The following is a 15,263-nucleotide window of genomic DNA, read 5'->3' on the forward strand; positions in this document are numbered from 1 at the left end:
TGCTCAGTCTTTCAGGCTGGCTCGCAATCTAGGCGCGATTTTGAAGGTGTCCCCTAACTGGGATCGAGATATGTCCATCCATCGAAAAAACGCAACGACGAGTGCGGGCCAGCCTGGAAGACCCGGAGGGCACGGCCTGAAGCGTACATCTGCTGCGCCTTGCCTCTAGGAAAGGGAACCACCCTGTCCGTCAAGACAAGACTCAACAGCTGCACGCTTCAGGCCACGCTGAGTACGCAAAGAGTTATTCAGAGGTTCCCTAGGCCGGACTGGCTGTGCCCGGCCAAGCATGGGCTAACTCAGTGTCATGGCGTCACCCTGGTCTTGCCAGAGCTGTTCCAGAGCACATATCTCATCACACAAGGCAGAGACCCGTGGCCCAAGGTGGGTACGGTCGCTGCCGGTCTTCAATGCTTCTTCGAGTTGCCGGGCGCTTTGTTCCAGGCGGGGAGTGCCGCAGTAGCGGGTCGCACCGTGGAGTTTGTGCACCCGCTCCAGCAAGTCGTCGTTATCGTTCCGGTCGAAGGCGGCGGAGATAGCCGGGCGATCTATTTCCAGGCTATCAAGCAACATTTTCAGCATTTCGTCGGCAAGGTGGTCACGCCCCCCGGCGCGGCGACGGGCCAATGCAGGATCAAAGACCTGGTCACTGTTATCGTTGCTGTCAGGGCCATCCGGCAGCTCATCGGAGGTGCTTTCCAGCACCCATTTCTCCAGCGTATGGCGCAGTTGCCCTTCGGTGATCGGTTTACTCAGGTAGTCGTCCAGCCCGCGATCCAGCAGTTCCCGCCGCTCGCTTTCCAGCGCGTGGGCGGTTAGCGCGACAATGGGCGTATGGGTGCCATCCGGTTCGCTGTCGCGCATATGCCGGGTGGTTTCCTTGCCATCCATGCCGGGCATCTGGATGTCCATGAAGACCAGATCGAATGGCTGTTTGCGGAAGGCGTCAAGAGCGCGTTGACCGCTGTCGCAGGCGGTGACAGTGACCCCGAGTTCCTCCAGGAAGACCCGGGCCAGTTTCAGGTTGCCTGGGTGGTCGTCCACAAGCAGAACAGAAACCGGGCGCGGGAACGGCTGTGTGGCTGGTTGGCGACGGGGGGCGGTTGTGTCCTGGCCGCTTAATGCCAGCAGGGCGCTATGCAGGCGTTGGCGGGTAGCGGGCTTGCCTTGAACCTGGCAATGGGGGTAGTCCTCCAACCAGCGGGAAACATTTTCCGGGTTGTTGCACAGCACCAGCAGCGGAGTGCCAAGGGCGGCAAGGTCATCAAGAAGCTGTTGCAGGTCGATGCCCGGGGCCCGGCCGGGCAGGCCGATCACCAGAAAATCACTGTGCGACAGCCCCCCTTGATCCAGTGCCTCCATGAGATCGTTGAGGCTGTGCTGTTCATGGATGCGAAGCTGCAAATGGCTGAGCATGTGGTACAGGCCCAGCCGGCCGTATTCATCGCTTTCAATCAAGGTGACTGTGCGGCCTACCAGGGCATGGGGCTGTTGCAGGGCCGGCTGTTTAGGGTTTCGCTCGGTGCGCAGGGTGAACCAGAAGGTGGAGCCACGGCCCTCGCTGCTGTCGATACCAATCTCGCCGCCCATGCCTTCCACCAGGCGCTTGCTGATGGCGAGCCCCAGCCCGGTTCCGCCTTCCTGCCGGCGGGCACTCTGGTCGGCCTGGGTGAAGGCACTGAACAGGTCTTTCTGGGCTTCCGGATTCAAGCCCGGGCCGGTATCGGTGACGGTAATCTTGATGATCGCTTCTGCGCCCCGGTCTTCCTCCAGCATGGCACGCACTACCACGGAGCCCTGGTCGGTAAATTTGATGGCATTGCTGACCAAATTGGTCAGCACCTGGCGAATGCGCAGTGGGTCGCCCAACAACGCCACCGGGACATCGGAGTAGATAATGGCTGCCTGTTCCAGGTTTCGCTCCTGCGCCATGGGGGCAAGCAGGGTCTGCACGTCTTCGATCAGGTCATGGAGGTTGAGAGGGGTGTGATCCAGGGACAGTTTGCCTGCTTCGATTTTGGAGAAATCGAGCACGTCGTTGATGATTGCCAGCAGGGACTCTGCGCTCTTGTGAATAGTAGAGAGGTAATCCTCCTGGCGCGGGCTCAAGGGAGAGCGGTCCAACAGTTTGGTGAAGCCGAGAATGCCATTGAGCGGGGTGCGAATCTCATGGCTCATATTAGCCAGAAACTCGGATTTGATGTGGCTGGCTTTCAGGGCTTCCTTGCGTGCCATGTCCAGTTCGATGTTCTGGATCTCGATGGTTTCCAGGGTTTCGCGCAGATCCTGGGTGGCCTGATCCACGTTCTGCTGCAGCTCGGTCTGGGCGTCGGCCAGTGCCGCGACCATTTGCCGCAGGGCGGTTTCCAGTTCTGATAGCTCACCTTTGGCCTGGGTGTGAATGGCCATGCTGAGATCGCCATCGCGGATGCGCTGAACCGCACTGACCATGTCGCTGATGGGTTGAGTCAGCTGGCGCGAAAAGCGCAGGGCGGGAATCATGGCGATCATGATCAGTGCCAGCATGACCAGAAACAGGGTGAGCAGGTTTTCCAATGTGGAAAGGTATTGCCCTTGTTGGGAAAACTCCACGGTGAGTTGGGCGGGCAGCACCCCGCTCAGATCCCGATCCAGTTGCCAGCTGGTACCGGTGGTGACCCGGCCCTGTGCATCGGGTGACGCGCCGTTAGGGGCGGGGCGTAGCCGTGGCCCGGCGTGCAGGGTTGGTCTGCCATCGTTGAATACCAGGCTGGCGGCGCGGACGTCCTGCTCCTCCAGTAACTGGCGTAACAGTTTCTGCTGTTTGCCCCGGCTGTCATGAGGCAGGGTTTCCAGTTGCGCGGCATAACTATCGGTGACCAGTTGCTGACGTTGCGCATTGGTCTCGCGGACATCCACAATCCGGTTGACCATGGAATAGCCACCAATGACCAGCGCCGCCAACAGGGCGGGCAGGGCGGCCATGAACATCAGGCGTGAGCGAAGGCTTTGGTTGACCATGAATCCCCGATTGCTGTTGTTTTCCCCATTATGCCTGAAGAGCCGCAACATGCAGCAGGCCTTAGACTTCATGCCATAGCGCAGGTGTAGATTGTGACTTCTTAAGCGGCGCAGCGCCCTTGGCCTGGGGTGGCTGCGTCGTCCACCGCGTTGTTGCGTGGGGCATGCAGCGTGCTGCTATTTTTTAGGTACAATACGCGCCATGAATCATAAAACCATTGAACAGACCGTGGGTAATACGCCCCTTGTGCGTCTGCAGCGCATGCCAGGCAAGACCAGCAATACCATTCTGGTCAAGCTGGAGGGCAATAACCCGGCCGGCTCGGTAAAAGATCGCCCGGCATTGAACATGATCCTCAAGGCCGAGCAGCGCGGGCAGATACAGCCCGGTGATACCCTGATTGAAGCCACCAGTGGCAATACGGGCATCGCGCTGGCCATGGCCGCTGCCATGCGCGGTTACCGCATGAAGTTGATCATGCCCGCCAACCAGAGCCAGGAACGCCGTGATGCCATGGCCGCCTATGGTGCCGAGCTGATTTCGGTGAGCAAGGAAGAGGGCATGGAAGGTGCTCGCGACCTGGCCCAGGCCATGCAGGGCCGTGGCGAGGGCACGGTGCTGGATCAGTTCGCCAACCCGGATAATCCGCTGGCCCATTATGAAAGTACCGGCCCGGAAATCTGGCGCGATACGGATGGGGGCGTTACCCATTTCGTTAGTTCCATGGGCACCACCGGCACGATCATGGGGTGCAGCATGTATCTGAAGGAGCAGAACCCGGCTATCCAGATTGTCGGCCTGCAGCCCACCGACGGTGCCTCCATTCCCGGCATTCGTCGCTGGCCGAAGGAATACCTGCCCTCCATCTATGATGATGCCCGTGTAGACCGTGTCATGGATATGGATCAGGACCTGGCCGAGCGCACCATGCGCAGGTTGGCCCGCGAAGAAGGCATCAGCTGCGGTGTATCATCCGGCGGGGCCGTGGCTGGGGCGCTACGGTTGAGTGACGAGCTGGAAAATGCCGTGATCGTGGCGATTATCTGCGATCGGGGCGACCGCTATCTGTCTACCGGTGTGTTTAATGCCGTTGACAGTTGATAGTGGACAATTGACAGCGAAAACAGGGAGAGCATGTGAACGTATTGGTCTTTGATATCGAAACCATCCCCGATCTGGATGGCGGGCGCCGTATCTACGATCTGGATGGGCTTAGCGACAAGGACACTGCCAGCGCCTTGCTCAACCTGCGCCGTCAGGAGAATGGTACCGAGTTTCTGCGCCTGCACCTGCATCGTATTGTCGCCATTTCCGTGGTGCTACGTTCTGCGCAAGGGGTGAAAGTGTGGTCCCTGGGCGATGAAAACAGCACAGAGAAAGAGCTGATCGAGCGCTTCTACGATGGCATCGATCGCTTTACCCCGAACCTGGTGAGCTGGAACGGCGGCGGTTTCGATTTGCCGGTGCTGCACTATCGCGCGCTAAAGCATGGTGTGCCTGCCCACCGTTATTGGGAAACCGGCAATGAAGACTCCAGCTTCAAATGGAACAACTACCTGAGTCGCTACCATCAGCGTCACCTGGACCTGATGGACGTGCTGGCCATGTATAACGGCCGCGCCAATGCGCCGCTGGACCAGATCGCCACGCTGCTGGGCTTTCCCGGCAAGATGGGAATGAGCGGCGGCAAGGTCTTCGACGCTTTCCAGGATGGTGATCTCAAGGGGATTCGTGACTACTGCGAAACCGACGTGCTCAACACCTGGCTGGTGTATCTGCGTTTTCAACTGATGCGCGGTGAGCTGGATGCCACCGGTTACGATCAGGAGCTGGCCTTGCTGCAGGACTACCTGAAGGAAGAAGGGCATCCGCACTTCCTGGCGTTCCTGGAGACCTGGCAGAAAGCATCGGCAAGCTGAGCTGATGCCGCTGGCGTCACAAATCTGACGCCAGCGGCCTGAAACGCTACAATCCGCACCACATTGGCAGCCTGCGCCGCATGGCTGCCCATTCCCGTATTTACCCCCAGAGTATTGAGATCCTCCATGGCACGACGTCGCAAGCAGTTACCGGAAACCCCGGAGCCCGCCAGCATTGAAACCCTGAGCCACGATGGCCGGGGCATCGCCCGCCGCGATGGCAAGACCACCTTCATTGATAATGCACTGCCCGGTGAAGAGGTGATGTTCAAATTCACCTACATGCGCCGCAAGTTCGATGAAGGCAAAGCCGTGGAAATCGTGACCGCTTCCCCGGACCGGGTCACCCCGCCGTGCGAGCACAGCGCCCTGTGCGGTGGCTGCAGCCTGCAGCATATGAGCCCGGAGGTGCAGGTAGCGCGCAAGGAAGCGGTATTGCGCGAGCAGCTGCAGCATTTTGGTGGCCTGGAACCGGAGGAGTGGCTGGCGCCGCTGACCGGCCCGGTGACCGGGTACCGCAGCAAGGCCCGCCTGGGCGTGAAGTATGTGGAAGCCAAAGGCGAAACCCTGGTGGGCTTCCGGGAAAAGCGCAACAGCTTCATTGCCCAGCTACGCACTTGTGAAGTGCTGATCCCGGACGTGGGGCACCGCCTTTCTGAGCTGCGTACCCTGATGCATGGTCTGGAAAGCCGCAGCCGTATCCCGCAGATTGAACTGGCCGCCGGCGATGACGATGTGGCCCTGATTATCCGTCATCTGGATCCCTTGCCTGAGGCAGATCAACAGGCCCTGCTGGGCTTCTGCCAGAATCTGGGGTGGCACTGTTACCTGCAACCGGGTAACGAAAGTACCGTGCACCGTATCTGGCCAGAAGGTGGTGAGCAGCGCCTGTACTACAAACACCCGTCTGCAGGGGTTGAGCTGGCCTTCCATCCTACGGATTTCACCCAGGTAAACGCAGAAATTAACCGCAAAATGGTGCCGTTGGCACTGGACTTGCTGGACATCTCACCGGAGCACACGGTGCTGGACCTGTTCTGCGGCCTCGGGAATTTCACCATTCCTGCCGCCAAACGTGCCGGCAAGGTGGTGGGGGTGGAAGTCAGCCAGGCCATGGTGGAGCGTGGTTACGAGAATGCCCGCCGCAATGGCTTGGAAAACCTGGAGTTTCACGCCTGGGATCTCAGTCAGGACATTAGCGGCCAGGCGTGGGCCAGAGAGGCGTATGATCGTATCCTGATTGACCCGCCGCGCACCGGCGCACTGGAGATGGTGAAGCTGATGCCCCGGCTTGGTGCGTCAAAGATTGTTTATGTGTCATGCAACCCCGCCACATTGGCCCGTGATGCCGGGGAACTGATAGCGCTGGGCTACCGTCTTAAAGCGGCAGGAGTGATGGACATGTTCCCTCACACCACCCACGTTGAGTCCATCGCTGTATTCGAAAAAGCGAAGAAGAAGTAGCAGGTTCTGCCATGGTAACGGTACGGCGACAGCCCTCAGAAGGTTCCATCGTTCACTGGCGTGACTGGATCACGCAGTTGGAAAACCGCGCGCCTGTCCGCGACCGTGCCTTGCTGGAACAGGCCTGCGAACGCGCCGAGCAATGCCAGCTGGCTGGTGAGGCCGCAGGCCGGGTATGGCCTTACGGCAAAGGCTGCCTGGATATCGGCCTGGAAATGGGCGAAGTGCTGGTGGACCTGGGGGCTGACAGTGACATTCTTCCTGCCGCTGTTCTTTACCGGGCGGTGCGCGAAGGGCAGATCACGCTGCTGGACGTGGAGAAGGAATTCGGCCCGGATGTGGCCAACCTGATCGAAGGCGTGCTGCGCATGGCGGCGATCAGTACCTCGCTCAACCCCACCCGCAAGGCAGTGCTGGGCCAGCAGGATGGCCAGCTCGACAACATGCGCAAGATGCTGGTGGCCATGGTCGACGACGTGCGCGTCGCCCTGGTGAAGCTTGCCGAGCGGACGGTAATCATCCGTGCGGTCAAGGAGGCGGACCCGGAGCGCCAGAGCAAGGTAGCCCAGGAAATCTTCGATATTTACGCGCCGCTGGCCCACCGGCTGGGTGTTGGTCAGCTGAAGTGGGAGCTGGAGGACCTGTCCTTCCGTTACCTGCAACCGGGTGCCTACAAGAAAATTGCCAAGCTGCTGGATGAGAAACGCCTGGCGCGTGAGCAGTACATCGAGAACGTGCTGGAGCAACTTCGCGGATACCTGGAAAAAAACGGTATCGGTGGTGCCGAGGTGAATGGGCGAGCCAAGCACATTTACAGCATCTGGCGGAAAATGCAGAAAAAGCACCTGGACTTCGGTGAAGTCTATGACGTGCGAGCGGTACGTATTCTGGTGCCGGAAGTGCGCGACTGTTACGCCGCGCTGGGTGTTGTGCATTCGCTGTGGCAGCACGTGCCCAAGGAATTCGACGATTATATTGCCAGCCCCAAGGGCAATGGTTACCAGAGCCTCCACACCGCCGTGGTCGGCCCGGAACGCAAGATGCTGGAAGTCCAGATTCGTACCTTCGATATGCATGAAGAGGCGGAGCTGGGAGTCTGTGCTCACTGGCGCTACAAAGAGGGCGCCAAGAAAGGCAAGAGCGGCGTTACCGACTACGAGCAGCGTATTACCTGGCTGCGTCAGGTGCTCGAATGGCACGAAGAGCTGGGTGACGATAGCCCGGATGCCATGGTGGACGAGCTGCGCCACGGTCTGGTCAGCGACCGGGTGTATGTTTTCACCCCGGAAGGCCATGTGGTGGACCTGGAATCCGGGGCCACCCCGGTGGATTTCGCCTATCACATTCATACCGAAGTGGGGCACCGCTGTCGGGGCGCCAAGGTGAACGGTCACATCGTGCCGTTGAACTACAGCCTGAATACCGGTGAGCAGGTCACCATTCTCACCACCAAGGAAGGCGGCCCCAGCCGTGACTGGCTGACCCCGTCACTGGGCTATGTGGCGACGTCATCCGCACGGGCGCGAATCCAGCAATGGTTCAAGCGCCAGGACCGCGATGTGCATATCGTTCAGGGCCGCACCATCCTGGAAAAGGAAATGTCGCGGCTGGCGCTGGAAAAAGTGGATCTGGATACTCTGGCGCCGCACCTCAACCTGAAAACCGGTGACGACGTATTGGCGTCTCTGGGGGCGGGCGACCTGCGTCCGGGGCATGTGGTCAATCAGGTGCAGGCCCTGCAGCCGGACAATAACCAGCAGGAAATGGAGTTTGTCCCGGCCAAGCCGAAAGCCTCCACCAGTGGTGATATCACTATCCATGGGGTGGGGAATCTGCTTACCCATATGGCGGGCTGTTGCCAGCCGGTGCCTGGTGATCAGATCATGGGCTTTATTACCCAGGGGCGGGGCGTTACCGTTCACCGCGCCGACTGCGAGAAGCTGCTGGCCATGCAGGGCGATGATCCTAACCGGGTGATCGAAGTGACCTGGGGCGAAGCCGACCGGATTACCTACCCGGTGGATGTGTTTCTGCGCGCCTGGGATCGCCAGGGTCTGCTCAAGGATGTGATTGCTGTACTGGCCAACGAAAAGGTCAACGTGACCGCCGTGCACACCCAGTCCCATCAGGATGACAACACCGCCACCATGCTGCTCACCCTGGAAATCGCCACCCTGGGGAATCTGGGCAAGGTACTGGCCAAGATGGACCAGCTTAAAGGCGTGCTGGAAGTTCGGCGCTACAAGAAATGATTAAAGGCAATTGATAATTGAGAATGGATAATTGATAACGTTGTTGAGCAGGTGGGTTGTTTCTGCGAGTCGAGAAGCCACGTCCAGGACTGGTCGCGGCCTCTGGCTCCTTCAAACCTGACCAACGCGATTCCGCGTCGTTATCAATTCATCTCCACGTTTTGCTCATAAGCACGGCCGCTATCAGCAGGGGAAAGCATGTCTACTACTCCCATCGACTCCCTCCTCTCCATCATGTCCCGCCTGCGTGACCCGGAAACCGGGTGCCCGTGGGATATCAAGCAGGACTTCGATTCCATTGCGCCTTATACCATTGAAGAAGCCTTCGAAGTGGCCGAGGCGATTGCCCAGCGGGACTATCCGGAATTGAAGGAAGAGTTGGGCGACCTGCTGCTGCAAGTGGTTTTCCATTCGCAAATGGCGCGAGAGCAGGGGCTGTTTGATTTCAATGAAGTGGTTCAGGTGCTGTGTGACAAGATGGTACGGCGCCACCCGCATGTCTTTGCGGATACCGAAGCGGGTGATGAGCAGGCGGTAAAGGCTAACTGGGAACAGATCAAGCAGCAGGAACGCGCCGGCAAGGGGCGCGAACACGCCAGCACCATTGATGGTGTACCGGAGGGCCTGCCTGCACTGCAACGGGCGGGGAAGATTCAGAAAAAAGCCGCCAAGGTTGGCTTTGACTGGCACGCGCCGGAACCCGTACGCGAACAGGTTGACCGGGAGCTGGCGGAGCTGGACGAGGCACTCTCAAACGGTCATAAAGATGCCATCGAAGATGAGTTCGGAGATGTGCTTTTTACCCTTGTAAACCTCTCCCGCCACCTGAAAATCGATCCGGAGCAGGCCTTGCGCCGGGCCTCCAACAAGTTCGAACGGCGTTTTCGCACCATGGAGCGAGAACAGTCCAACCCTTTGAAATCATTGGATGAAAACGCGCTGGAAGCCGCCTGGCAGCAAGCGAAAAAATCTGCAGATTGACCCCTCTCATCCCCGTCTTGTTCCTGTGAAATAAAAACTTCACATAAGAGAAACTTTTCAGTCATCCACTCTCCCCATACTGCGCCACCAAGCAGTAAACGTTACCTCGCTTGGTTGGGGTTTCAGTCACGCTGTTACTTTGCATACAAAATATTGCCTGATTGAAGGAGTGTTGGAATGAAGAAGAATTTGCTTGCGATCGCTGTGGGGGCTGCCGTAGCCATGCCTGGCCTGGCCCTGGCCGATGGCCCGACTGTTTACGGTAAAGTTAACGTTTCTCTGGAAAATGCTGAGTTTGACGATGGCGTAAACCCCAGTGAAGACGCTTGGGAACTGAACAGCAACGCTTCCCGCCTGGGTGTTAAAGGTGATTTCGATCTGGACGTGGCTGGCCTGAAAGCCATCTACCAGGCTGAATTCGAAATCAGCGTAGACGACGGCGACAAAGGCGGCCAGACCTTCACCCAGCGTAACATCTACGGTGGTTTGAAAGGCGGCTTCGGTACCCTGAAAGCGGGTAAATTTGATACCCCTACCAAGAAAGCCCAGGGCAAGATCGACCAGTTCAACGATATCGGCGGTGATATCAAGAACGTTCTGTCTGGCGAAAACCGGGTTTCCAACATCGTCCAGTACAGCACGCCTGCTCTGGGTGACCTCGTAACCCTGAACGCTGCATTCATTCCTGCAGAAAACAACGATATCGACGGTGACGGCGATCCGGAAACCGGCCTGGCAGACACCATCTCCGTGTCTCTGGTTGCTGAAAAAGACATGTTCTACGGTGCCATCGCTCACGATGCAGACATGACTGACGAGCTGATCACCGATGAAACCGGTACTAGCCCGACCATCGATATCACCCGTGTGGCTCTTGGCCTGAAGCCGGGCAACTTCGAAATCGGCGCACTGTTCCAGACTGCTGAAGAAACTGAAGCGGACGGCGAAGAAACCTCCTACATCCTGAGCGGTGCTTTCAAGATTGATCGCGTCAAGCTGAAAGCCCAGTACGGCATGACTGAAGGTGACGTATCCGACGAAGAAGCCACTCAGGTAAGCCTGGGCGCAGACTACAAACTGGCCAAAGCCAGCAAAGTCTACGCTTACGGTACACAGCTTGAGTTCGATGTGGCTGACACTGAAGAAACCATCTTCGGTATCGGTATGGAACACAAGTTCTAAATAAAAAAGCTCAGGCAGCACCGACTGGCTGAGCAGACTTTCCTCGACGCAAGTAACAGTTGCCCGCCTTTTGGCGGGCTTTTTTTTGAGTTATTCAGAGATTCCCTGGCCTTTTAATAGGCTTACCGCGAACCTCTCGCACTTTGCATGACGCTCAACGCCGAATGCCAGACGCGAAAACCACACAAACAGGAAACAAAACCCTGCTACCGCGCCGCTGTAGGAACAATGATGGGTTTTGTAAAACTTGCAATTAGATTGTGCGCTATTTAATATGGCGCTATGAGTAAAGACGCTAAATCAGACAATTCGCTACTCGACCTGGACATGCAGGTCTGTTTTGCCCTGTATTCCGCTCAGCTGGCCATGAACAAGGTTTATCGCAAGCTGCTGAAAACGCTTGGGCTCACGTATCCCCAGTATCTGGTGATGATGGTGCTGTGGGAGAAAGATGGCCAGTCGGTATCGGAAATTGGGGAGCGCTTGTATCTCGATTCCGCCACGCTGACGCCACTGTTGAAGCGTCTGGAAACGGCGGAGCTGGTGCAGCGCACTCGCTCCCGCGCGGATGAAAGGCAGGTGGAGATACGTCTGAGCGCGCAAGGCAAAAAGCTGCGCAAATCTGCCGAGGCCGTTCCCGAAGCCGTACTCTGTTCTACCCAGTGCGAGCCGGATCAGTTACTGCAGCTGCGTAATGACTTGCACTCGCTGCGTCGCCGCCTGGCGGGTAGCGACCTGGGCTAAGTCGGCAAAGTCCACTGAACAAGGCCCTTTGCCCTGTGTTGCTGATATTTAAATAGCGCACTATTAAATAGTGCAGTTTGAGCGGAAGGAGAAAATGATGAGCTTGGAAAAAGTACTGTACGAAGCGACGGCAACGGCCACCGGTGGTCGAGATGGCAAAGCTGCCAGCGATGATGGCCAGTTGAGCGTGAAACTCACCACTCCGAAAGCGTTGGGCGGTTCAGGTGGCGAAGGCACAAATCCGGAACAGTTGTTTGCCGCGGGGTACTCAGCCTGTTTTCTCGGTGCCTTGAAGCTGGTGGCCGGCAAGGCCAAGGTCGCATTGCCGGATGATACGGCGATTACCGGGCAGGTCGGTATTGGCCCGTTGGGTGGTGGCTTCGGGATTCAGGCGACGTTGAACGTTCATATTCCTGGCCTGGAGCAAAGTGAAGCGCAAACCCTGGTGGAAAACGCGCATCAGGTTTGCCCGTATTCCAATGCCACTCGCGGTAACATCGACGTGGAACTGGTGGTGACCGTCTAGCTTAAAAACGCCTGCCTAGCGGAGGCGTTTTCAATAAAGCGTAAAAAGAAGCAGCCTGAGGGCTGCTTTTTTGTGTTCTCTTCGTTTTACTGGTGTGAGATGCGGCGGAACCGGTCTTTTGTCGCTGAGTCTGATGATATTCCCTAACGAGAGGACGCGCTCATGACAACCAGGACCCATGCTATTTTTCCTTCATTGATGCTGGGGGCTGTTTTGGCCCTTGTCGGTTGTGATCAGCCAGAACCGGATGCCCCGGATTTGCCGGATGATCAAGCGAAACAGGAAAACGCCCAGCAGCGCGTGCTCGCCGGGAAGGTGATGTATCGCGAGCGCATGGCAATGCCGCCGGAAGCAACCGTCACGGTAACGTTGGCAGATGTATCCCGGATGGATGCCCCGGCCAGAATGATCGCGGAACAACATATTGATAACCCGGGAAATGTGCCGGTGCCTTTCGCGTTGCGCTATGACAAGTCCTTCGCCGATAACGATCATCCGATGGCATATGCAGTGCGTGCCGAGATTCGTGATGGTAATGGGCGTTTGCTCTGGACGACGACTCAGCGGCACACGGTGGAGCTGGGCGACAAGGAAGCGAACCAGAATATGACAATCATGCTGGAGCGTGTTGCAAACGAGGCGCCGGCCCAACCCGTCACCGGGAAGGCGCAAGCCAAAGCCGGCGGGGCCAGCTTCTGGGCGGTCGGTAACGAACCCGGCTGGCACCTGGCGGTTTATCCGGAGAAGCGGTTGGTCTTTGTGTGGGACTACGGTAATAACAGCATGACGACCCCGAACCCGGGCGCCAAGACCGAAGGGACGGAAACCATTTATATGGCGAGCAGCGAGGCCGGTTCCCTGAAAGTGGAAATCAGCGAGCAGGACTGTGAAGACGTGATGAGCGGTGAAGCCTTTCCCTATCAGGTGAAAGTGACCCGCAACAGCACCTTGTACAGCGGTTGTGGCCAGGATCTATAACCCGGATTTCTGCTAGCATTAACACGGGTGGCCGGAAGGGGCCGCGTTCATAACGAAAAAAGGATGGCCGGAATGTTGAGTTACGTGGCCCTTGGCCTGCTGGTTTTTGTAGGGCTGGTGCTGTTTTACGGCATCATCGCTATTCACGATATCCCATACGAAATTTCGAAAAGTCGTAATCATCCACATCAGGACGCGATCCATGTCGCCGGGTGGGTGAGCTTGTTTACGTTACATGTGCTGTGGCCGTTCCTGTGGATCTGGGCCACCCTGTATCGGCCTGAGCGTGGCTGGGGCTTCCAGGAGGTTAAGCAACAACAAGCGACGGATGAATCGCGTATTTCCGCACTTCAGGAAAAACTGGACGACCAGGCCGAGCGGCTAACCCTGCTAGAACAGGCAGTGGCAGAGAAGAGTCTCCAGAACGGGGAGGGCAGTCTCTAATGGAAACCCTGTTACTGCTGACCTATGCCGCTATCTGTATTTTTATCTTCAAGGTATTCAAGGTTCCGCTGACCAAGTGGACGGTCCCCACAGCTGTATTGGGCGGGATCGTGCTGGTGGGCGGGCTGGTGCTGCTGATGAATTATAACCACCCGTTCACCAACAAGGTCCGCCAGGTGTATGTGGTGACACCGCTTGTCTCTGAGGTGCGGGCACGGGTGCTTGAAGTTCCGGTGAAAGCCAACACCCGGGTGAAGCAGGGCGAGCCGCTGGTGGTGCTGGACAGTACCCGCTTTGAAGCCAGGGTGGCGCAGCTGGAAGCGCAATTGGCGGATATGGGGCAACTGGCTCAGGGGAATGTGGCGGCAGTGGCGCAGGCCCGGGCGAAAGTTGCCCAGGCAACCGCAAAACGGGACCAGGCTGTGCGTACTCTGCGGCGCTACGAGGGAGCGGCCTCCGCATTCAGCAAGCAACAGATTGATACCCAGCGTGAACGTGTCGTTGCCACCAATGCCGATCTTGATGCGACGAAAGCAGCGCTAGCCAAGGCTGAGACGGAACTGAGCGGAGAAGTGGACGGTGATGATCCCTCTGTAGCCGCGGTTAAAGCGCAGCTGGAAGAGGCCCGGTTCAATCTTGAGAACACCATTATCAGGGCGCCTACCGATGGCTTTGTCACGCAATTGGCGGTGTTGCCGGGGATGATGGCGGTGCCTCTGCCCCTGAAACCACTGGCCAACTTCGTTAGTGATCAGGAGCGTCGTTTTGTTGCGGCGTTTCGACAGCAATCCCTGTTGCGGCTGAAACCCGGGTATGAGGCAGAGCTGACGTTTACCTCCCTGCCGGGGCAGGTCTTTAGTGCCAAGCTGATTGAAGTGCTACCCACTATTGCCGAATCCCAGCTGGCGGCAGGGCAACAGCTTGTTGGTGGGGAAGCTTTTCAGCGTATGGATAATGAAACACTGACGGTGATTGAAATCGAGAAAAGCGATGCGGTGGATTCCCTTCCACTGGGGGTCAGTGCCCAGGCTGCGGTTTATTCAGATCATGTTCATCATGTGGCGGTTATGCGTCAGATTCTGCTGAGAATGATGAGCTGGCAGCATTACCTCTATCTGGATCACTGACGCTGGTCGTCACAGTCCTCTGATGTTTCAGCGCGGGCGGCCTTTGGGTCGCCCGTTTGCGTTGCGGGGGCAAGCAAGTGGTAGATAAACCGGCCCACTCCTAACCAGAGCAGCAAACTGAGGGCCAGAAAGAACAGGCTGCCATCGTTGTAGTGAGCGAGGGCCAGTGGGCCGAACACCACACCGCTGACCAGCAGAGCCATGAAGATAGCTAATTGTTGGCGGCGGCGCAGGCTGTCCGGTCGATTGTCTGATTGATTGTGTGAGCGCATGGGCATGGTAATGAGAGGTTCGGTCGCAGAGGCAATTACCTTACCATAAGGCCCTGTGTCCTATCTGTCCCGGAGGCTGCCATCGACGGTTACCCTGTCCCAGCATCGCCGATTGACCGCGAAATCATCATTAATAAAAGCCGCTTTATTACCTGGCTGCGACCGGTTCGCAATCGTGAGCAGGCCATGGCGGTTGTCGATGAGGCCCGTCAGCAGTATCCGGATGCGTCCCACCATTGTTACGCCTATTTGCTGGGTCGTCCTGCCTCGGCCCAGGCTGCAATGAATGACGATGGCGAGCCTTCCGGAACGGCGGGGAAGCCTATTTTCAATGTCATTCAGCACAAGGGCATGAGCGACGTACTGGTGGTGG

General features: G+C 57.7%; 14 protein-coding genes. 12 read left to right on the forward strand and 2 right to left on the reverse strand.

Annotated features, from left to right (window positions below; translation table 11 throughout):
- Positions 1-294 precede the first annotated feature (294 nt).
- Positions 295-3,000 carry a response regulator gene (locus A3730_RS24765; protein WP_231884040.1) on the reverse strand — a complete coding sequence of 902 codons (2,706 nt, stop codon included), beginning with the start codon at positions 2,998-3,000 and terminating at the stop codon, positions 295-297.
- Between the two features lie 202 nt (positions 3,001-3,202).
- Between A3730_RS24765 and cysM the strand changes: the two genes are divergently transcribed.
- From cysM to A3730_RS24820, 11 genes are all read left to right on the forward strand, one after another.
- Positions 3,203-4,102, forward strand: a complete 900-nt coding sequence (cysM, locus tag A3730_RS24770; RefSeq protein WP_063518797.1) for a cysteine synthase CysM — start codon at positions 3,203-3,205, stop codon at positions 4,100-4,102.
- 35 nt (positions 4,103-4,137) lie between these two features.
- Complete coding sequence (locus A3730_RS24775; protein WP_063518798.1) at positions 4,138-4,920, forward strand: 3'-5' exonuclease; 783 nt, start codon at positions 4,138-4,140, stop codon at positions 4,918-4,920.
- A 126-nt stretch (positions 4,921-5,046) separates the two neighbouring features.
- Positions 5,047-6,384: a 23S rRNA (uracil(1939)-C(5))-methyltransferase RlmD gene (gene rlmD / locus A3730_RS24780; protein WP_063518799.1), complete on the forward strand. Its 1,338-nt coding sequence runs from the start codon at positions 5,047-5,049 to the stop codon at positions 6,382-6,384.
- Positions 6,385-6,395: 11 nt separating this feature from the next.
- Entirely contained in the window at positions 6,396-8,636 is a 2,241-nt protein-coding gene (relA, locus tag A3730_RS24785) for a GTP diphosphokinase (RefSeq protein ID WP_063518800.1), read from the forward strand.
- A 198-nt stretch (positions 8,637-8,834) separates the two neighbouring features.
- Entirely contained in the window at positions 8,835-9,617 is a 783-nt protein-coding gene (gene mazG, locus A3730_RS24790; protein WP_063518801.1) for a nucleoside triphosphate pyrophosphohydrolase, read from the forward strand.
- 177 nt (positions 9,618-9,794) lie between these two features.
- Positions 9,795-10,799 (forward strand): porin, encoded by a 1,005-nt coding sequence (locus A3730_RS24795; protein ID WP_063518802.1) that lies wholly within the window; start codon positions 9,795-9,797, stop codon positions 10,797-10,799.
- 282 nt (positions 10,800-11,081) lie between these two features.
- The gene (locus A3730_RS24800; protein WP_063518803.1) at positions 11,082-11,543 is read left to right on the forward strand and encodes a MarR family winged helix-turn-helix transcriptional regulator; all 462 of its coding nucleotides are present in this window, start codon (positions 11,082-11,084) and stop codon (positions 11,541-11,543) included.
- A 97-nt stretch (positions 11,544-11,640) separates the two neighbouring features.
- Positions 11,641-12,069, forward strand: coding sequence for an organic hydroperoxide resistance protein (locus tag A3730_RS24805; protein WP_063539202.1), 429 nt, complete (start codon positions 11,641-11,643; stop codon positions 12,067-12,069).
- 162 nt (positions 12,070-12,231) lie between these two features.
- The gene (locus A3730_RS24810; protein WP_082872528.1) at positions 12,232-13,047 is read left to right on the forward strand and encodes a YbaY family lipoprotein; all 816 of its coding nucleotides are present in this window, start codon (positions 12,232-12,234) and stop codon (positions 13,045-13,047) included.
- A 72-nt stretch (positions 13,048-13,119) separates the two neighbouring features.
- A complete protein-coding gene (locus A3730_RS33110) occupies positions 13,120-13,491 on the forward strand; it encodes a DUF3302 domain-containing protein (RefSeq protein ID WP_197468585.1) in 372 nt (123 codons plus the stop codon).
- On the forward strand, positions 13,491-14,618 hold the full coding sequence (locus A3730_RS24820) for an HlyD family secretion protein (RefSeq protein ID WP_063519395.1): 1,128 nt from the start codon (positions 13,491-13,493) through the stop codon (positions 14,616-14,618). The genes A3730_RS33110 and A3730_RS24820 overlap by 1 nt, the downstream gene beginning before the upstream one ends.
- Here the strand turns inward: A3730_RS24820 and A3730_RS24825 are convergent.
- A complete protein-coding gene (locus A3730_RS24825) occupies positions 14,612-14,896 on the reverse strand; it encodes a hypothetical protein (RefSeq protein WP_063519394.1) in 285 nt (94 codons plus the stop codon). The two genes, A3730_RS24820 and A3730_RS24825, sit on opposite strands and share 7 nt — an antisense overlap.
- 150 nt (positions 14,897-15,046) lie before the next feature.
- Between A3730_RS24825 and A3730_RS24830 the strand changes: the two genes are divergently transcribed.
- Positions 15,047-15,263: YigZ family protein (locus A3730_RS24830; protein ID WP_231884041.1), on the forward strand; the 217-nt coding region annotated here is incomplete at its 3' end.

This window comes from Alcanivorax sp. HI0044 (assembly GCF_001634945.1).